Origin of the sequence: Enterococcus termitis, from assembly GCF_001730305.1 — a bacterium.
Taxonomy (GTDB): domain Bacteria; phylum Bacillota; class Bacilli; order Lactobacillales; family Enterococcaceae; genus Enterococcus_L; species Enterococcus_L termitis.
This window is the reverse complement of the sequence record NZ_MIJY01000006.1, coordinates 78,305-98,309: the sequence shown is the minus strand read 5'-3', so window position 1 is coordinate 98,309 and position 20,005 is coordinate 78,305. Positions and strand designations below refer to the sequence as shown.

Genomic DNA, 20,005 nt, shown 5'->3' with positions numbered 1-20,005 from the left:
ATGCGCCATTCGCTCCACCGAACCAGCCAACAAATGTGTATCCCGTTCGGGTTGGTCCCGCCGGGACCGTACTTGTGGCATCGTATGCTACTGTTCTGGTTCCTGGTATCGTTCCTCCGGTGTGTCCATTTCCGTTGAACGATTGCGTGTAGTTGTTTCTCGTCCATCTTGCGTACAGCGTTAGGTTTCCTGGTGGCATGTAAGCTCCGGTTGTATATTCATGTCCACCGCTCTGGGATGTCGTATTAAACCATCCTTCAAATCTATGCCCTGTTCTTGTTGGGGAACCGGCTATATAGATTTGATCTCCTTCTATGACTGTCCCGTTTGGCGGTATGTGTCCTCCATTTGCGCCGTTGCCATTCCATGTGATGGGATATGCCCAACGTGCGAATTCTATGAACTGCCATTTTGAGGCACTGTTCTGTTTCACATGTGCTAACGAATGTGGATATTTTTTCATTAATGGCATTTCTACGTGTCCTGTTATCCTCTCGAGATTGTCCCATCCATTTGTATATATCGGAGGGGTTACCTCCAGTTGTACAAGTGTTCTTTTCCAATATGTAACTCCGTCACCAGGATAGACCGTCCACGGTCTATAATGGGGCAGTTCTGAAGTCGAACTCGAAGTCAAATCCAGTTGGAGTGAAATTGAACGCTCTCCATGGCATTCTAAAACCATAATTGCCGTACCTGTCGTCCGGGACTCCCCCGCTATCCTCGATGTATTGATCCCTCGTGATATACTTTGGAGTGGGGGTTAGCGGATACTGGTATTGATTTTTGTCCAATAGAGTTGTGCTCGTTAATGTACCATTTTCGTTCGCAAATACTTCCCTAGTATTCTTTGTACGAGTAAATCCAAAAATTAATAAACAAACCAATAATAAACCTAATATAATACGTCCTTTCATAGCTTTCTCCTTCTTCTATTTATCATACCTTATCTTTTTAATTATATATCTTTTTTTCATAAAAACGATATATGCGTAGATATCCAAATGGTTCTCCTTATATATACTCCTATCTTTCGATTAAACATCACATCGGTATATATATATATAACTTATAGTAAAATCAGGCAGTTCTCTAGGATACAAAAAAATGTGATAGTTCGGTTGCACAGAAAAGAAAAAGGTGATTCAGCCCGTATAATAAAAAGCTAAAAATCGTTAGCTTGAATTCAGATTACCAAATAGTGTCATTGGATATAGTCCGAATTCAACAAAATATGTGAAGAAATAATAGATGAGTGACTCTTATTTGCAAGTTAATTCACGAGTTATTTATATATTGTGAATTTTTGTTCACATTCATTTTTTAATATATTTTTATGATAATATGTATCTATGAGAATATTAAAGGAGGAATAAGATGAAAAAAGTACAAGTAATAGTTAATCGAGTGTTTGTATCATCTATCTTATTAATCGCTACTTTATTTATAATACCGCCAACATTTGGAATAGCGGATGGCGATAAGGTAAGTTTTTATGAATATTTATATGGATGGCCTTTAAAATGGTTGAATGTAACTAGCGTGACAGATAAGGGAAATAGTTTTGTTGAAACTTTTTTTACAGGAAATGAAGGAATAAGTATCAAATGGGTTAATTTGTTCGGAAGCTTTTCTTTGATACTTGTAGTAGTAAGTATCGTTTTTTTCTTTGCCAAAAAACTTTACAAAAAAAAGGGGGATAAAAATTGAAAAGAACTTATTTGTTTTTATTAATCGGTATTTGTCTATATACGATAGCGATACCAGGAATAAGAGTAGATGCTGCAGCTAAAATTAACACTTGGGATTTAGTTGATTCTGGAAAACATATGGACTATGATGGAAACTCTAAATATATGTCATACATTAAGTCAGGCGCTGGCACATGGAATAGTTATAAAAAAGGGGTTATAAGACCAGATTCAACATATATCATTGAAGATGTGTACTGTAGCGATACATCTGCTAATAATAATGTAAATGCAACAACATATAGTAACGGTAAAATTATTTTTAATAAAAAAAATATGGATAAAAAAGATAAAGCTGGAAAACAAAATGTAGCAACTCATGAATTAGGTCATTGTTTACGACTTGCTCATAATGCTTCATCAGATGTAATGTATATGTATAGTACTTCGAAAACTACACTTTCAACAAATGATAAAAAATCCTATGATGCTGCATATAAAAAATATTAAAAGGAGTACAATATATGAATAAAACAAACGTTGGAATAATCATTTTAGTAGCTAATATTTTTTGTATTGTTTGTTTTTTAATAGTGAATACATACTTTGATAAAAATAAAGCGAAGGGAACAGAAGTTCCGATATATGCAATTCATGCAGATTACACTTTAGATGTTAATAATCCTAATGAGGTAGTCGGTGGTTCTGATTATGTTTTTGTTGGTAAAGTGATAGATAATACAGGAACAACGTATAAAAATAAAACTCCTTTAGAACAAGAAGACGGCTCGATTAAGTACCTAGGAGAAGCTTTTACAAATTATAAGATTGAAGTCATTACTAATCTGAAAAACAAGCTAGTAACCTCTAAAGAAATTACGTTAGCAAAACAGGGTGGTATTCGAGAAGATGGTTCTGCCTACGATATATTTGAAGATGACCTATTGCCGGAAGCAGGAAAAGTTTATATTTTTACTGCTTATACCCAAGACGATGGTTCTTTGCTTGTATCCGGAGCCAATTCAACCGTTTCTTTTGATAAACAGACAAAAAATATTGATACTCCAAAAGAACTGGCTGAAACAGAAGAAGTCCAAAAATATGAAGACGCAGTAAACAATCAAATTTCAACTGAAACAGATAATCTGGACTCTGTTTTTGATTCTAATAAGGAAGATTAAAACTTTAGGGAGGTGACGGCTGACCTCTATCTGCTTAATACAATTCTAAGCCACAATGTGGTTTGAATATTGGTCACTTGTTTAAATGACCTAATGCTAATATAATATACGAGGAGGTGTATATATGAATATCAAGTCTTAATCAATGAATGGTTATAGTAACACAGGTGTTCGTGCTGAAGCCATGAATTATGCTGCTGGATGTTGTACATGCTCATGTTCAACATGTACATGTACGTGTTCTGCTTCAACTGCTACTGAAACAAAAGAGTAAGGCAAAAAAATGAAAGGGGATTCATCCCCCTTTTTAATAGGTGGTGTATACAAATGGATTCCATTTTAACGCTAAACAAATTAAAAATAGAAAAGAGCAACAAAGTAATATTGGATATAGATCAAGAAATAATAATTCTACCTAAAGATAAAGTAGCAGTTTTAGGGGAAAACGGTGCTGGAAAAACAACGTTAATCAATGCTATTTTAGGAGAAATAAATTTTGAGGGGAAAATAGTAAAGAACTTTGACAAACTAAGTTGTGGAATTGTTTTTCAAGAAAACTCGTATAATGATTTGCTAAAAGTTAATGAACTAATAAAGCTTGTTCTATCTTTGAAAAAAGAAGAATTATCTCATTTTTTAGAAAACTGCGAGTTGGAAGACTTAAAGAAAAAGTATATTAAAGATCTTTCTGGTGGAGAAAGACAACGACTGACACTAAGCCTCGTGTTGGAAAGCAACAAATCAATCTATTTTTTTGATGAGCTTACATCAGGTTTAGATTATAAAAAAAGACTTTCTTTACTAGCTATGATGAAGAGAAAAGTAATAAATCAAACGGTTATAAATGTAACACATTATTTTGACGAAATTGAAAATTGGGCGACAAAAATTCTTATGCTAAAACAAGGACAATTAATTTTTTTTGGATCAGTTGTAGATTTTTTCTCAAAGTTCACACATTATTCTATTGTAAAAATTGATTATAATGATTTTTCAAAATTGAAAGAAACTACTATTAAGAATGTAGATCACACTGATACCGGAGATGGTGAAGCATTTATTTGTTCAAGTCCTGAACTTCAAATAGACATGGAAAAAGCTTTTGAAGAGAACAGTATAAATTATACTGTCATTAAACAAAGTATATACACAACCTATTTAGTCGCCTTTTCAATGACTGAAACTACAAGCAAATTAATTACGGAGGTGAGAAAATAATGAGGTATTTAGGGACGAGTATTAAGTTACAATTTCGTATTCCAGTATCCATCTTTTTTTCATTATTGTTTCCCTTAATTATGATGTTTGCGATGGTTACATCATATGGAAATGTTGATATAGGTAACGGGTTTCATTTTGTAGACAAATATTTTTTAATTAGTACAGGTATGGGAATGATGCCAATTTCCTTGATTAGTTTTCCTATATGGTTAGGTGAGAGTATTCAAAATCAAAGTTATAAACGTCTGGAGTATTTTGGACTAAGCACACACAATATGATTGTTTCAGATGTTTTCTCCTACGCGCTATTAACCTTGTTGAGTGTTATCGTCAATATTTTATTTGGTTTTTTCATGTATGGACTGCATATTCCAAGCATCGGTTATTTCTTGTCGTATATCGTACAATGCTTATACTGTAACTTTGTTTTACTTATTTTTGGGGCAATAATTGCATTGCTAGTAAAAAATACGAGGATATTGATGCCGATTGGGATGGTCTTGTTATTTAGTTCTTATATTTTCACAGGTGCATTTTCATCGTTTTCAGATCTTCCGACGTCTTTTCAATCAATTGGAAGATTTATCCCAATGAAATATGTTATGAATGATTTTTTTGATGTTTGGGCTGAAAAAAAAGTGTTTATTCAAGATTTTTTAGTGTTGAATACTATTTTAGGAATAGGCTTAGCATGTATCCTAATTGCTATTTTTGTTGTAACACAAAAGAAGAAAAATTAAATTGGGGAAGGGTTGGGCTATACTAATGAAAAAGAAGTTTAACAATTCAACGACTCGTGTTATCGTATCTATTTTTTTAGGAATTATTTTAGGAGTTTTTGTTTGCTTTATGGCAATTCGCACTGGATATACTTATGTTAAAAGTTCTTCTTTAACTGAATATAGTGTAAATATTTTGGGTTTTACTATTTTTGATATTCAAAAAGTGGGGAACGAATTTAAAGGAACGCCAAATAATAGTAATATGATGTTTATCGGGATTATATTTTCAATGATTCTAGCCACCGCAACCGAAATTGTTATAGCTTTGAAAAACAGAAAGGGAAGAGGGATAACAAATGATTGATTTTGAGAAAAACATTGTTGCTTGCATACATTTGCAAGCAACATAAGAAAATAGATGTATTAAAAAATATATCCTTTGAGGCAAAATCAGGACGTATTACAGCTTTTTTCGGGTCCTAATGGAGCTGTGAAGAGTTCTACTCTAAGAATACTTCTTGGTCTATATCGACCTTTATTTGGGACAGTAACTTTTGGTAGTGAACAATATGGTCATTTCACTTTGCCCCTGGAATTTGTAGGTTGTTCATTTGATGGAATTACTGGCACTCCATCTATCGGTTTTAAAAATATCTATTATTTTACTGCATTTTCTTTTATACTCAACATGCTTGAAACAGAGTGGGAAGTGTCCTCGAATTACAAGCTTGAAGCATACTATCTTATTGCCAATTTAAATCTTCACTATTTGTATGGATAATCCTTTTTTTACCAATCAAAATACTTTTTTCTTAAACCTCTTCAAAGTACCCTTACCACTATCATCCATATCAATATAAATGATGTCTTATCACTTACTTATCTCAGAAAATCCTGATGAAACAATATCTGTGGAAGACCTGTAATATAACTAATCTGGTCAACTCCATCTCTCAAGCCTAATTAGTAATTTATCAAATCTTGAATTTAATATCCCTTCACCCTAATAATTCCTAATTCAATAGCTTGGATAATAGCAGAAACAGTTGAATTCACATCTAATTTATCGTAAACAGATAAAAGATGATTATTTACAGTCCTTCTGCTGATATGAAGGCAATCAGCTATTTTTTGTTGCGTGATTCCTTCAGCTGCTAGTTTTAAGATCTCCTTTTCTCTTTCAGTAAGCAAGTCTATCGAATTAAGACTTTTAGGTAGCAAATTCGTTCCACTGTATACTTTAATCAGATTATCATGCAAATCCTCAATCGTTAAATTCTTATTTAGTATCGCCCATGCTCCAGATTTTATCGCTTCATTTTTATATTCAATCAAATCAAACCCGGATAAAAATACTATTTTTTGGCTTGGGAATTTTTCGAGTACTTCTTTAGAAATATCAAATCCATTAAACTCCCCAATATGAATATCTAATACAACTATGTCTGGTCGTACGTTCTCCATTCTGGAAAATAAACTGCTCGGCTCTATAAAACTACTAATTGAAATACTTTTTGATTGAAATGCAATTTCGAGACTCTTTGAAAAAAGTGAATGATCATCTAGTAAGTATACTTTCATTATTATTCTCCTTTGCGATAGGTAGCGTTATAATAAATTTAGTTCCACTTGGTTCCACAGGGACAATTTTCATTTTTCCATTTAGGGAATTAACCTCTTGGTTGATGGATAATATACCAAAATGTTTATTCTCAAATTCTCTTAGTTTTATTTTACTATAGTCAAATCCTACTCCATTATCTTCGATACTACTTTGAAAATAAGTCTCATTTTGAATAAGTGCAACAATAATTTCTGTTGCTTGAGAATGTTTCAGTGCATTAACTATTAATTCTTGTATAATCCTATAAACATGAAATCTTTCTTCTTTCTTCAAGCAAGTCTCGTTAGGGCAATAAAGACGAATAAAAACTGAGTCTTGTTCATAATTCAATTTATCACACAGAGTCCGAATACTTTGCGATAAAGGGACTTTTTCAATTGTTGACGGATATAATTCGAATATCTTATCTCTGAAAACCTTATTTAAATTTTCGAATGTTTCTAATATCAAATTTTTTATTTCGATCTGTTCCGTTTGGAGTGATTCTGTCAAATTTTTTAGAGCTAAAATATTTTGTAAAACATTATCATGTATAAAGAAAGAAAAATCTTTATGGAAATTTTGTACTCTATTTAAATACTCATAATTCACGTATTCATCATAAGATAAACTTTCTATTTTCCTTGCCTCTTGTTTAATATCATACATTTTTTCATTTTCAAGAATTATTTCACCGATAACACTCACTAACTCATTTATTGATTCATACTCATCTACAGTCAGCCTAGAGAAATGTTCTTTACTAACTACTAACCAACCAATCACTTGATTCCTTTTATAAAAAGCAAATTTATCAAACTGATTATGCTGATATTGAAATTCTCTAGAATCAACTTTAATTTCCTCAATAATTTTACTTGTTAATGTAATCCCTAAAAAGTCTCCTCTACTTGATATAATATACGGATTATATTTATCTTTCCAAACAACTAAATAACTCTTAATCCCATAATTTTGTATTAAAAGTTTACTAATTAAAGAGCTAATAGAAGATAACGTCTTTTCTTTAGTGATTGTTTGAGTAAGCTCCATCTTTTCTTTCTGGTAATCTTTTTTTGCTTGCTTAACTTTCATTATTTCAAGATTATTTAGATACTCATTTTTCAGATGAAAAATATATAAAATTATGAAATAGGACACAATGATAAAATACAGGACAAATATAGACACATGAAAAAAATAATTACATAGAATGAAAAATAGGATTACGCAAAATAAGTGAGTAGCAAGATTAGCTATTATAATTGATTTATTTAATCGAATAGCATTGCGCTTTATCAAGATAATCCCTACTGTTACAGGTATTAATAAAATAAAGAAGAGAGAGTAAAATTTAAGAAAGCTTGGCATAATATTATTTAAAAGCGAATAGGAGAGGATAAATGGGCTAAGTGCTATAATCAAAGATTTCGTCATAAAAGTTTGTTCTTTTCTAGTACTGGTACTTAACCTATCTTTCTCCTTCCAATATAAGATAGTACAACCAAGTATACTTAATAGAATTTCTATAAGGATAAGAGGATAGAATTGTTCAAAATTTATTAATAATAATGCAACAGTAATTAAGGAATAAGAAAACAAACCCGATGCTATCAGTTTCAGAATGGGAGAATTAGGAATAGAGTTAAACGTGACAAAAAACTTATATATGAAATAGGATAGGAATGAAATAATGACAAATGAAATAACATCCAAATATGCAAATGGGAATAAATCAAGGAGTAAATAAATTAAGATAAGAGAAATAATACCTGTGAACAATCTAGCATTGTTCTCATCTTTTGATACATGCATGATAATCATACAGAATATTGATAAAAAAATAATAATTGGGACTATAATTGGTGCATGTTCATTATTATAGGAACGATAATGATGCATCGCAAATAAAGACGATAGCAATAATAGGAATGAAAAAATGAGATAGATGAGCTTTTGTTTCATGATTCAGGTCTCCAATTCCAAGTAGTTTTTAAATTCCAACATATCATTTGTACACTCTAATTCTTCTAACAGAGTCAAAGCCTTCATTTTTTCAGAAAGCACTAACTCTTTACAAAAATCTATAGCACCCGTTTCAATTATTTTACCTTGTATAGTTTGTATTGAGGTTTCAGGATTATTAAGCAGCAATAATAAACTTTTATTATTGCTACTATTAAGCGTACTTATACTTGCGATTAAAGGCAATGTACTCTTCAATTCAGATATGTCTGTAGATGGAGATTTTAGAATCCCAATAATATCATTTTCAATTTGAAGCAATGTACCATAATGATTGGCAAACTTATCAAGAGAATCATTGTTGTTACTTCCCAACTTAGTTATAAGCCGGAAAATTGCAGTTGATTTTTGTACGATATTTTGGAAGTAAAAATCAATAGATTTACTTGTGTCTACCACCGTAGAATAGTCCAAAAACTCAGCATTTAAAGCCTCTCTTAAAAGGTTATAGTCAAAGTTCTTATGCCCACCAATTAATTCTAAGCTTTCCACTAATAATTCTGTAGATAATAAAGAAAGATGCTCCGAACAAATTTTGTTGGCTAGTTCTGTATCATTATCCAATAAATCATCCATCACTCTAGCTGCTATCCCAATTAATTCTACACTATACATTACATCAAAACTATTATAGTTTAGTGTATTAGATAACTTAGATATATACCAATAATACTCACTCCATCTAAAACTTTTATCAAAGTTCATTGTTTCAAGAATATTGATTGAGTAGATACGGTTATACTTCTCTATTGTTTGATTCATTTTTATTTTTGAGCAAACAGCATGTATCAATTTCATACCTACTACTCCTTATTTGTGAAATATTTATTATAGTCTGTAATTTCATCATACTATTTTTAATTCATTTGCACAATGTACTCATAACAATATAGTTTCCTTATTGTATACTTAACCCAATAAATCACAGATAAGGAGAACTCGTTATGGACAAACAATTATCATGGGAATCATTCCAGAAGGATAATTTACATGTATGTGAGAATTCTAACAACTTTGTACAAAAGTTATACACTAATTTAGACATACCACTTCTTCCAATCGAAAAGGTTCAAAGTAATTCTTCATCCTTAGATTTCTCAAACACCTTGCCTTTAGGTAGTAAATGGCCCAAGTGACTAATTTTCAAGTTTTTCAACTGAAAATTTAGTATAAATAATGATAAAAAGGAGGTGCTACTATATGGAAACTAAAAATTACAGTAAACCATCTATTGAAAAAGTTGCAAGTTTTAAAGAGTCTACGCGTGGTCTTTGGACTGGTAAATTTAGAGATGTATTTGGTGGACGAGCTCTTTTCCAAATTGTAATTTTTTATTAAAAATAAGTAATTACAAAACAATGCCAAGAGCGGTCACCGAATTTGCTAATTCGGTGACTTTTTTATACATCATCTTCTTTACCTAACCTTTCTAATTTTTATACAAAAAAAATAATAAGGGGGTGCCTTTATCATTAAAAATGAGCCCGAATTTCTACATGTAGGGAAAGAGACTATCTTTCAAAAAAGAATTAATACTAAATTTGAGAGTCTGATGCTTCTTTCTCACTATGAATACGTTAAACATGCAGGAAATGATTTTGAAATTTATTGTGTTACTACAGAGTTTTCAAAAAATTTCTGTACTGAAAGAAAGTTTGAGCTTCTTGAAACCTCAGAAATGATAGTTGAACTACAAGAAAATATCAGCCTAGGAATTTTTGTTTTAGTGGCAGAAGAAAGTTTGTTCATTGGAGGTCCATTGTTCGATACATCCCTTTCATGGATTATTTCAAATGACGAGGAGTTAATTGTTAGTGATTCTTCTACAGATCTCGCGTTATTCCTCGATTTGCCTATATCTAAAACAGCTCTTGCTTTAAATTTGATTCATAGTTTACCTTATTATCCATTTCAAACACTTTCCTTATGGGAGAATGTGAATACTATTCAACCCTTTCATATCTTAAAATATAGCGCTGATAAAAAGCTAGAAGCTATTCAAGTATGGAGTCCGCCAGCTTTGGTAAAGGAAGTTGAACCTATTTATCTAAAAATAAGAGAACGCCTTTTGAAAATACTCAGCCAAAATATTGTTGATTACTCAGAATTATCTGCTGATCTTTCTGGTGGTATAGACTCAGCAACCATTATCTATATTCTAAAAGCACTGCACGCTGACATAAAATTGTATCATGCAGAAGCTGATAGTAAATGGAACAGTGATTCAAAATGGGCAAAGTTAATATCAAATGATCTTAATACAAGTTTTACTTCTTTCCCTTCCTTAGGAAGTAGTGGGAAAAATTTTAAAATTGATATAGAGTACTCGAATTCAACGCTACCAGACTCTCCATTACTTTGGGCGGATACAGAAGGCTACGTTGAATCCATAGCAGAATCAGCAGAAAAGCCAGCTCATACTACTCATTTTACGGGACTTGGGGGAGATGAATTATTTACACCCATGCCTTCAAATGCATGGTCTCTTGTTCGCCAAAATAAACTCCGCAGTGTAGATTTAGGACTGCGATATTGTTTACTCAGCCGAACTCCAATATCAATTGGCATTTCAGAGCTGATAAATAATGTTTCTTTTAAAGACGCTCTTCAATTAGAAATTGACAGAGCCTTCGGCTATGATAACACATCTATTACAGACTCGACACTCAATTGGTGCGGGCCTATTATTATCCCTAATTGGCTTACTGAGCCATATCGTAAATCAAGTTATAAGGTACTAACAAATGCCCTACATGACACCACGGGGGCTCTAGATATCGATCGTTCTCGCCATCAAATAATTGAATCCTTACTTTTTCAACGCCGATTAGTAAATCAACTTAATAAAATTTATGAGACAAATGGTATAGCTTGGCAAGCTCCCTTCTTAGATATAGAAATTATTAATCACTCTTTATCTATACCTGCACGGTACAAACAAGACCCCAATTTAACAAAGCCTATTTTATACAATGCCACTAAGGGACTTGTTGCAAAGAATATTTTTACACGTGGATTCAAAGGTGACTATTCTACTGGATTGTATAAAAGCTATAAAGAAGCCGTTAAAGGCTATACTCAACAGATTAAAAAATTCAAACTTGTTGAATGGGGAATTGTAGATGCTGATATATTAATTTCTGAGTTATCAATGCCTACTGCTTTGCATAGCAGAATTGAATCATTCGAAAGACTTGCTGCTGTCGAAAGATGGCTGCGTGTTGCAATGAAAAAAATTGAAACTTCCAACGAATAACTAGTGTAATTGCTATTTATTAAAAAAAGGCTTCAATACAGTTAGGAGTGATATTTATGGTAAGAAAAGTAAAAAGAGAACTTAAAATTATTAATCAAGATGACGGAGCTATGGTTTTAGATAAAAGCAGAGGAATTTATTTTCAAGTGAATGCAGCTGGAGTTATTATGCTTGAAGGACTAAGCAGAGGAATGACTATGGATGAGCTTGTGAAAAAATTGGAAAATACTTTTTCGATAGATTATGCTCAGGCAAAAACAGATGTTAATGAATTTATCGATTTGCTAAAGGAGATGGAACTAGCATAATGAATATTCAACTTTTTCCCGAAGAAATTGAGCCAGCATCGTTTAAAGAGACTTTTCTTGCACGTCTCGCTTTATTACTATCTGCTCCACTTAACTGGATGTCTCCTAGTAGAATAGAAAATATATTACTACGACTAATGAAAACCTATCCTACGGCATCTGAAAAAGAGGTGAAAAATGCTCGAAATGCGGTATGTCTTGTAAGTTCTAGATGTAGAAGTCAAGAAGGGTGCCTTAGACGCTCACTTGCTGTTGTATTAATGATATGGCTACAGCGAAGGTCAGTGAGTTGGTGTACAGGATATGCACAAGAACCCTTCAGAGCGCATGCATGGGTAGAAATAAATGAACATCCTGTGGGTGAACCCGAAGAAGTCCAAGTATATTCTAAAGCTATATGTGTACCACATTATTCCCAAAATATCATTGGAGAGGAGTCTCGTTTGGAAAAACTTAATCATGAAACTTCAAAAAACAAGCAAAAAGATTCTGAAAAAATTGTTCAAGAAGCTCAAGCACCATCAGTAAATATCCGCTCTTTATTCGCATTAGCTAAAGGACATAATTGGGAATTTATTTTTGTTGGAATCTTAGGAATAATTAGCGCAATTTTAACTCTTGTTCAACCTAATCTTGTAGCGGACTTGATTAATCAGTCAGATACAGGTATTAAAATAACCTCTAGCTTAGGACTACTTATTATAGTATTGATATTATCAACTATTTTAACAGCTATACAATATTATCTATTACAGATAATCGGAGAAGGGGTGGTTTTTGAAGCACGTAAATCATTGATCAGCCATTTATTGAGACTACCCATCTGCGAGTATGATACTAAGAGCATAGGTGATTTATTAAGCAGGGTTAGTGGTGATTCTTCTAAACTAAGGATGGCTCTCATACAAGTAACTATTGCACTTAGTAGTGGTTTTCTAATTGTCATTGGAGCCGCGATAGGAATGTTTTTAAAGGATTCATTGTTATTCATAATGGCTCTTTCAAGCGTTTGTTTATCATTTATTGGAACTATTATTATGAGTAAAGCTATACAAAAAGCTAGTTTTTCAGCTCAAAAAGAGCTTGGAAAATTAAGTGGAAGTATTGAGCGTGATTTACATGCAATTAGAACTATTAGAGCAACAAACGCAACAAATGAAGAAGAATTGAAATCCAAATTACAGGCAGAACGCCTGCAAAATATAGGCATACGACTAGCAAAAATCCAAGCATTCATGACACCAGTTTCAAATATGACTTTACAACTATCTGGTTTAATTGTTCTAGGTGTAGGTGGCTACCGTGTGTCCATTGGATTAATGTCCATAGCTGACTTAATTGCTTTTGCTCTTTTACTCTACACAATGATTGGTCCAATAGGACAAATTTTTAATGCTTTTGGTGGGATAGGAGAATCTTTAGGTGCTTTTTCTAGAATACGAGAATTATTAGATATTGCTTTAGAAAATGATTATGATGTCGTACCGGCAACACCTCTTACCTCAAATCCAATGGCTCAAGGAACATCAGTTTATTTTAAAAAAATTAGTTTTGGATATAATAAACTAAAGTTCGGTTCCGAGCTTGCAGAAAAAGAAGAGAATTTGATTCTCAAAGAAATAACTTTACGTGCTGAAAAAGGGAAAAGAACAGCAATTGTAGGACCTTCTGGTGCTGGAAAAAGCACAATATTACAATTAATAGAAAGATTCTATGATCCTGATGATGGGCAAATATTCGTTCATGAAAAAGACTATAGAAATTATAGTCGAGAAGAACTTCGTAAGCTTATTACCTACGTTGAACAAGATTCTCCTGTCATATCTGGAACATTACGTGACAATCTACAATTAGGAAATCGCAAAGTTAATGATTCTGATTGTATTAAAGTATTAGAGGAAGTTAATCTTCAACATTTACTTTCTAGAGATTCTAAAGGTCTTGATATGCAGGTTGGGGAATCAGGAGCAAGCCTCTCTGGCGGTGAAAGACAACGCTTAGCTATGGCGCGTTCTCTATTGTCATCTGCGGAAATTGTATTACTAGATGAGCTAACATCTAACCTTGATAGTTTAAATGAAATGGGAATGAAAAAAGCAGTAGATAAATTAAAAGGAAAAAAAACTGTTATTGTAGTAGCTCATAGATTATCTACAGTTATTGATTCTGATATTATTTATGTCCTTGAACACGGTAGAGTTGTTGGTTCTGGTAGTCATAATGAATTGATTGATACTGTCCCACTTTATCGAGAATTAGCAAAAGAACAATTTGTGGATAGAGAAATGTAATATACTCTAAACAGAATGAAACTACAAACTAATAATAAGGAGTCCTACAATTGAAAAATATAGAGAAAAACATTGTTATTGCAAATGTATGCAAGCAACATAAGAAAATAGATGTATTGAAAAATATATCCTTTGAAGCAAAATCAGGACGCATTACAGCTTTTCTTGGTCCTAATGGAGCTGGGAAAAGTTCTACTCTAAGAATACTTCTTGGTCTAGATCGACCTTTATCTGGGACAGCAACTTTTGGTAGTGAACAATACCGTCATTTCACTTTTCCCCTGCAATTTGTAGGTTCTTCATTTGATGGAATTGCTGGCACTCCATCTAGAAGTATTAAGAGCCATCTGAAAATTATTGCGAAAAGTAATAATATCCCAAATCAACGTATTTCAGAAGTTCTAGAGATTGTTAACTTATCTAGCAAAACTAACTCGAAGCTCGGAACTCTATCTTTAGGGGAAGGGCAGCGGTTAGGTATCGCCATATCATTAATGGGTAATCCGCAATTTCTTGTCCTCGATGAACCTACAAACGGTTTAGATCCAATGGGAATAAAATGGTTTAGGAATTTTATTCGTGAACAAGCTAATGAAGGGAAAACTGTACTACTATCTTCTCATTATCTTTCTGAAATTGAAGCTGTTGCAGATGATGTTGTTATCATTAATAATGGACAAATTATTGCCTCTGGTGAACTCCATACAGTTATGCAAAATATTGAATCTTTAGAAGATGTATTCTTCATGCTTACTGAGGGAGGAATTTAATCATGAGCTTTATCCGAACAACTCAATCTGAGCTTTACAAATTAATTTTTAGCCGAGGCTGGTGGATAGTTTTTAGCTTAGTAATTATTCTTCAACCCTTGCTTGGGCTACTAGAAACTTCTCAGATCGCTTCTATTGGTTTAGATGCAACACCTGAGACACATCCAGAGCTATTAGAATCCCTACCACCATTAGACTATTTTGGTTTTGATGCCGCAATGTTCGGAATTCTCCCAATAGTAATTTTTGGAGGAATTTGTGGTGCTAGTGAATATAGAAATCATAATTTACGCACTACTATGCTATGTAATAATAACCGAGCAAGCCTATTCTTAGCTAAATTAAAATCTATTATACTTTCTACAATACTAGTCTCTTTTACTTCTGTGTTCATAACCATAGCCATTACACATGTTGGATTAGGTTCTGCTGGGCTAAATCCAATAATTTTGAGCAAAATTGCGTGGCAGTTTATAGGTTATACCGTATTAACTTGGACACTACTAACTGTCTTGTCATTTACAATCGGTATCCTTTTTAAAAATACAATTATTCCGCTAGTATTTTTAGTTCCTCAAATCTACAATCTTGGGAATTATCTTGCTGAAAAATGGACTTTTGGAGAATATCTTCCTGTAGCAGCAGGAAATTTAATTATTGCTACTCCAGTCAAAAGCATGCCACATGATCCAATCAAGGGAGTATTGATTATTTCTCTATGGATTATAGTATCTCTGATGATAGCACTATACTCGTTTGTGCATAGTGATGTAGGGGGAGAATATTGATGGTCAAAAATATTCTTAAAAGTGAGTGGAGTAAATTTTTTTCATCTAACTGGTGTATTTGGGGCACAATTTTCTCCATTTTAATTGCACCATTAATCCTATCTCTTTCTGGTAATTCTCAATCTCTGATGACTCACGAAGTTTTATCTGCTAGTTTACGAAATTTGTTTTTAAGTCAGATAGGGCTTGTTATAGTCTCTGCTAGTTTTTGGGGACAAGAATATTCACACTCCTATTTGCGTACAACCTTATTAGCAGTACCTTCAAGGACAAAGCTTACTTTATCTAAAATGATTCTACTAGTATTTGTTGTATGGGTTGTAGGTATAGTATCTAGTTTGATTTGTTTAGGTATCGGTGCTATTCAATATGATAGCATTCTAACATTGCATGTAATCCTCAAATTTATGAGTAACGTTACTATCGCCATGCTAAGCTGGACTTTTATCACATGCATTACTGTTGCACTAACTATAATTTTCAAATCACAAATCATACCCATTTCTATTATGTTTTCCCTTATTATAGGTCTTAGTCAAGTATTGATGTCTATTACAAAAATAGCAAAATACTTACCCGACTTAGCAACTATGAATCTTTTTTTTACAACAGATGTCCCAACTTTGTTAAGTGGCTATGAGGGATTGCTCATTCAATTTATTTGGGCGTTAGTCCTCTTCTTGATTGCATTTTGGTTAATTCAATATAGAGATGTACGCTAACTTTATTATCCATCTTTTCCTACCTTAAATTTTATAAAATATGAATAATTGTGTGCAATTACCTGCTTCCATTATTCACCAACATATAATTCCGTCTCTATGTCTTAACGTAGAGACGTTTTTTTATTCTTCACTACATACTAAAAACTTTAATCATATTTTGAAAATAGAATTTTTTAACAGACTATATTTTATCCAATACTTATAAAATTACATCCTCGTCGGTTTCAAAAACATCTATTCTTCTTGTTCTTATTAATAAGGAGGTGAAGAAAAATGAATGATTTTCAAGAAAAAGAAGTTATCTATCAATTAATGTCTGATATTATGCAGGAAAAAAAGGAGTTAAATCAACAGTTCAATTTATTAAAAAAGAAGCTTGAAAAACTCGACTTTGCCACAGGTGATACTTCTACTATAGCTATTGCACCTGAATTGTCTCTATTAAAAAAAGAGAGAATAAAACAACAAGATGCTTATAATCAACAAAATAAAAGTAATCACTATATTTCTTTCGATAGAATAGCAAGAACCATTGCTTCTATTCTAAAACAAAGTGAAGTCCCTCTGAGTAATAAACAACTTTTTAAACGAATACATGCAGAATATGAAATCACTATATCCTATACTAATCTAACAAATAATGTCCTTCGACGAATAAATGAAAGTACATCTATTCCTGTTGAACGAGCTCACCGTGGTTACTGGCAGTATCGATTAAAAAATTGAAGGGAGTATTTTATGCTATCTAACGAAGAAATAACAGGTAAATTTATTCATTATATCAACCAATCATTGCACTGGCGAAAAATTAATTTTTATTCTAAGTATGGAAAAAGCAAAGAACGATCCATCTTCGAATCCATAGAAGAGCATGAAGAAATGGGAAATACCATTACACCTAAAGGAAGCTACTCTCTACTCGATGATTTCATACATCAAAAATTAGATATCGCAATAGCTTTCAATCAATTAACAGACCGCGAACAATATATATTGAAGCAAAAGCTATTTCTAGATCGCACCGATGCTCGAATTGCTCAAGAATTGAAAGTAAGCAGTCAATACATTTCTCGGCAGAAAAGACAGGCACTTCAAAAATTAAAAAATCTACTCTCTGATAAACCTAATTTTGAGGAACGTAATTAATGAAACAAGATTATGTTCCACTAATTAAATCCGCTCAAAATGGAGATAATGAAGCAATGCTCTTATTGTACCTGAAGTTTGAACGTAAAATTTTTTATCTTTCCGAACCTCATCGTGGATTAATTAGTGAAGATTGTTATCAAGAATTATCGATTGAATTCATGCATCTAGTCAAAAAATTCAATTTAGATAGCCATTTACAAAAATAAAAAAATATTTTTGTAAATCAGTTTCAAATGCTTCTGTAATTCTTGTTCTTAATAGTGTAAAGACTTTTCTAAAGTTTTTCAAGATATACCGTACATTGAAAACTAAATATAACTCTGTTGAGTAACGTTAACCCTAATCAGAGCCGTCTGTTATTCTCGCCATGACTTAGCAAATATCTAATAAGCGAAAAAAAGAATAGACAGGATATGCTTAAACTAAAAGCATCTGCAATGATGATTAAGGATATAATGATACTTCTGTAAAGCTCGGCGTAAACTGCGGAGAGGTGAAATTCCTATGTGCTTTAGTAAAGCAGCTTAACAGAGCATACTATTCCTTTTGGAGGATGAAATGACCACAGAAAAAATTTATCCTTTATTACTGACACGAGAGCAAGCATCCATTTTTTTAGGCATTGATCCAAAATCGTTTGATAAATACATCCGAAACCATTCTGAATTAAAACGATTCATGATAGGACGACAAGAGAGATTTTTAATAGATGAATTGACTTCCTTTGTTAAAAATCATTTGACTGACAATTAAGTTTGCAAGAATGAAAAAATCTATGTATGATCAAGAGGTATTCATTCTGTCAAACTATCAGTCCTAATTTCATAAGTAAAGGATGATGGTCAATGGCTACCATAACAAAACGCAGTAAAAATTCTTGGAGAGCAGTTGTTTCCCTTTATAAACATGGGGAATATAAACGCCTCTCTAAGACGTTTAAAACAAAAGCTGATGCAAAGCGCTGGACACTTGAAAACGAGCTCCTAAAAGGTAAAGGAAAGGATCTCGCACAACGAGAAACAGCTTTTGCAGATTTTTTTGAACAGTGGGTTCATATCGTGAAGAAAAAAGATGTAAGAGAAACCACCTTTCAAAACTATTTGATTACAGTTGCTATCGTCAAACGGTTATTTAAAGATATTAAACTTAAAAACTTAAATGACCTTGTCGTTCAACTAAAAATAGATGAATATGCGGAAACTCATTCACGAAAGACGACCACTGAGGTTTTATTGAAGATTCGAACTGCATTGCGCTATGCTTATGCACGAGGGTTTCTTGATAATGATTTTGCAAATCTGATTAAAACTCGCGGAAAAGATCTGCCCAAAAGAAATAAAGCACTCTCTATCACTGAACTCAAATTGCTTCGAAAATATTTGCTAGATAATTCAGATAAGGAATTTCATATTTTGGTGTTACTCGCAATTGAAACTGGAGCACGTCGAGGAGAACTATTGGGTATTACACCCGAAGCTATATATGAGTATGGTGTAAAAATAGAACAATCCATCAGCCCTACTTCTAATGACAACCAACTTAAAACAAAACATTCCTTTCGCGAAATTTCAATCAACAAAGATGTCTATGATTTGTTAAAAACAATATCTCCAAAAGAGAATGGTTATCTATTTGATTGGGAGGGTTTCCATCAATCTGCACAATTACAGACTCTTCTAAAGGAGATAGGCATTAGTAAAACTACTTTCCACGGACTAAGAGATACTCATGCTTCTTTTCTTTTTTCAGAGAATATTAGCCTTGACTATGTATCAAGAAGATTAGGTCATAATAGTGTTTTAACCACACAAAATTATTATCTAGAATTAATGCCAGAAAAAAAGCATCAGCATGATGCTGATGCTTTAAATCTCTTAAATTCACTGTCAAATTGAAAATTGACACCAACTGACACCAAAAAACGCTTGAAACCGTTGGTATATAGGCATTCTTCTTAACGTTTTGAGAATTGTGAAGCTTTACGGGCTTTCTTAAGACCTGGTTAATAGATAGCTCATTTCATATAGTTTCATAACATTGATTTATCAAGGTAAATTCAGAAATAAAACGACCACTTATTTTATCAAGATTCATAACGTTTTATTGTTTTAATCTCCAAAATCTTCTCTAAAAAAATCAAAGCATCAGTATACAACCTACATTAAATAAATAACAATAATCTACATAATTTTTTTAACAATTGTCCAACTTACTAGTCGTCTGCTTGAATGTCTGTTTCGTTTGAGTCACTCATTTTCCTTTTGTTGTGACAGAA

23 protein-coding genes are annotated in these 20,005 nt (G+C 32.5%); 19 read left to right on the top strand and 4 right to left on the bottom strand.

Going from position 1 to position 20,005, the window contains the following annotated elements; all coding sequences use genetic code 11:
- Positions 1 to 463, bottom strand: a 463-nt coding sequence (locus BCR25_RS05820; protein WP_211272491.1) for an InlB B-repeat-containing protein, incomplete at its 3' end; no start/stop codon positions are given.
- 914 nt (positions 464 to 1,377) lie between these two features.
- Between BCR25_RS05820 and BCR25_RS05810 the strand changes: the two genes are divergently transcribed.
- From BCR25_RS05810 to BCR25_RS05785, 7 genes are all read left to right on the top strand, one after another.
- Positions 1,378 to 1,710, top strand: coding sequence for a hypothetical protein (locus BCR25_RS05810; protein WP_069662669.1), 333 nt, complete (start codon positions 1,378 to 1,380; stop codon positions 1,708 to 1,710).
- Positions 1,707 to 2,201 carry a matrixin family metalloprotease gene (locus BCR25_RS05805; protein ID WP_069662668.1) on the top strand — a complete coding sequence of 165 codons (495 nt, stop codon included), beginning with the start codon at positions 1,707 to 1,709 and terminating at the stop codon, positions 2,199 to 2,201. Before BCR25_RS05810 ends, BCR25_RS05805 begins: the two co-directional genes overlap by 4 nt.
- A gap of 14 nt (positions 2,202 to 2,215) precedes the next feature.
- Positions 2,216 to 2,872 (top strand): cell surface protein, encoded by a 657-nt coding sequence (locus tag BCR25_RS05800; protein ID WP_069662667.1) that lies wholly within the window; start codon positions 2,216 to 2,218, stop codon positions 2,870 to 2,872.
- A gap of 145 nt (positions 2,873 to 3,017) precedes the next feature.
- Entirely contained in the window at positions 3,018 to 3,146 is a 129-nt protein-coding gene (locus tag BCR25_RS20885; protein ID WP_245792287.1) for a listeriolysin S family TOMM bacteriocin, read from the top strand.
- 53 nt (positions 3,147 to 3,199) lie between these two features.
- Positions 3,200 to 4,090 (top strand): ATP-binding cassette domain-containing protein, encoded by an 891-nt coding sequence (locus BCR25_RS05795; protein WP_069662666.1) that lies wholly within the window; start codon positions 3,200 to 3,202, stop codon positions 4,088 to 4,090.
- On the top strand, positions 4,090 to 4,833 hold the full coding sequence (locus BCR25_RS05790) for an ABC transporter permease (RefSeq protein WP_069662665.1): 744 nt from the start codon (positions 4,090 to 4,092) through the stop codon (positions 4,831 to 4,833). The genes BCR25_RS05795 and BCR25_RS05790 overlap by 1 nt, the downstream gene beginning before the upstream one ends.
- Before the next feature lie 25 nt (positions 4,834 to 4,858).
- Positions 4,859 to 5,179: a DUF5963 family protein gene (locus BCR25_RS05785; protein ID WP_069662679.1), complete on the top strand. Its 321-nt coding sequence runs from the start codon at positions 4,859 to 4,861 to the stop codon at positions 5,177 to 5,179.
- Positions 5,180 to 5,802: 623 nt separating this feature from the next.
- Here the strand turns inward: BCR25_RS05785 and BCR25_RS05780 are convergent.
- From BCR25_RS05780 to BCR25_RS05770, 3 genes are read right to left on the bottom strand one after another with little or no spacing between them, the layout of a single operon-like run.
- Positions 5,803 to 6,396, bottom strand: a complete 594-nt coding sequence (locus tag BCR25_RS05780; protein ID WP_069662664.1) for a response regulator transcription factor — start codon at positions 6,394 to 6,396, stop codon at positions 5,803 to 5,805.
- On the bottom strand, positions 6,374 to 8,383 hold the full coding sequence (locus BCR25_RS05775) for a sensor histidine kinase (RefSeq protein ID WP_069662663.1): 2,010 nt from the start codon (positions 8,381 to 8,383) through the stop codon (positions 6,374 to 6,376). Before BCR25_RS05775 ends, BCR25_RS05780 begins: the two co-directional genes overlap by 23 nt.
- A gap of 3 nt (positions 8,384 to 8,386) precedes the next feature.
- Positions 8,387 to 9,241 (bottom strand): polyprenyl synthetase family protein, encoded by an 855-nt coding sequence (locus BCR25_RS05770; protein WP_069662662.1) that lies wholly within the window; start codon positions 9,239 to 9,241, stop codon positions 8,387 to 8,389.
- 402 nt (positions 9,242 to 9,643) lie between these two features.
- Between BCR25_RS05770 and BCR25_RS20100 the strand changes: the two genes are divergently transcribed.
- The 12 genes from BCR25_RS20100 to BCR25_RS05710 all read left to right on the top strand — a co-directional run bounded on the left by BCR25_RS20100 (position 9,644) and on the right by BCR25_RS05710 (position 19,625).
- Positions 9,644 to 9,781: a lasso RiPP family leader peptide-containing protein gene (locus tag BCR25_RS20100; protein ID WP_139124530.1), complete on the top strand. Its 138-nt coding sequence runs from the start codon at positions 9,644 to 9,646 to the stop codon at positions 9,779 to 9,781.
- A gap of 214 nt (positions 9,782 to 9,995) precedes the next feature.
- A complete protein-coding gene (locus BCR25_RS05760) occupies positions 9,996 to 11,699 on the top strand; it encodes an asparagine synthase-related protein (protein ID WP_245792285.1) in 1,704 nt (567 codons plus the stop codon).
- A 56-nt stretch (positions 11,700 to 11,755) separates the two neighbouring features.
- Positions 11,756 to 12,007 carry a PqqD family protein gene (locus tag BCR25_RS05755; RefSeq protein WP_069662660.1) on the top strand — a complete coding sequence of 84 codons (252 nt, stop codon included), beginning with the start codon at positions 11,756 to 11,758 and terminating at the stop codon, positions 12,005 to 12,007.
- Entirely contained in the window at positions 12,007 to 14,298 is a 2,292-nt protein-coding gene (locus BCR25_RS05750; RefSeq protein ID WP_069662659.1) for a lasso peptide biosynthesis B2 protein, read from the top strand. The genes BCR25_RS05755 and BCR25_RS05750 overlap by 1 nt, the downstream gene beginning before the upstream one ends.
- 59 nt (positions 14,299 to 14,357) lie before the next feature.
- On the top strand, positions 14,358 to 15,068 hold the full coding sequence (locus BCR25_RS05745) for an ABC transporter ATP-binding protein (RefSeq protein ID WP_069662677.1): 711 nt from the start codon (positions 14,358 to 14,360) through the stop codon (positions 15,066 to 15,068).
- A 2-nt stretch (positions 15,069 to 15,070) separates the two neighbouring features.
- Positions 15,071 to 15,856, top strand: a complete 786-nt coding sequence (locus BCR25_RS05740; protein WP_069662658.1) for an ABC transporter permease — start codon at positions 15,071 to 15,073, stop codon at positions 15,854 to 15,856.
- Positions 15,856 to 16,578, top strand: coding sequence for an ABC transporter permease (locus tag BCR25_RS05735; RefSeq protein ID WP_069662657.1), 723 nt, complete (start codon positions 15,856 to 15,858; stop codon positions 16,576 to 16,578). The genes BCR25_RS05740 and BCR25_RS05735 overlap by 1 nt, the downstream gene beginning before the upstream one ends.
- Before the next feature lie 276 nt (positions 16,579 to 16,854).
- Positions 16,855 to 17,307 (top strand): hypothetical protein, encoded by a 453-nt coding sequence (locus tag BCR25_RS05730; RefSeq protein ID WP_069662656.1) that lies wholly within the window; start codon positions 16,855 to 16,857, stop codon positions 17,305 to 17,307.
- A gap of 12 nt (positions 17,308 to 17,319) precedes the next feature.
- Complete coding sequence (locus tag BCR25_RS05725; protein ID WP_069662655.1) at positions 17,320 to 17,727, top strand: sigma factor-like helix-turn-helix DNA-binding protein; 408 nt, start codon at positions 17,320 to 17,322, stop codon at positions 17,725 to 17,727.
- The gene (locus BCR25_RS05720) at positions 17,727 to 17,936 is read left to right on the top strand and encodes a helix-turn-helix domain-containing protein (RefSeq protein WP_069662654.1); all 210 of its coding nucleotides are present in this window, start codon (positions 17,727 to 17,729) and stop codon (positions 17,934 to 17,936) included. The genes BCR25_RS05725 and BCR25_RS05720 overlap by 1 nt, the downstream gene beginning before the upstream one ends.
- Positions 17,937 to 18,288: 352 nt before the next feature.
- On the top strand, positions 18,289 to 18,483 hold the full coding sequence (locus tag BCR25_RS05715) for a DNA-binding protein (RefSeq protein WP_211272490.1): 195 nt from the start codon (positions 18,289 to 18,291) through the stop codon (positions 18,481 to 18,483).
- A gap of 92 nt (positions 18,484 to 18,575) precedes the next feature.
- Positions 18,576 to 19,625 (top strand): tyrosine-type recombinase/integrase, encoded by a 1,050-nt coding sequence (locus tag BCR25_RS05710; RefSeq protein WP_069662652.1) that lies wholly within the window; start codon positions 18,576 to 18,578, stop codon positions 19,623 to 19,625.
- Positions 19,626 to 20,005: the final 380 nt, after the last annotated feature.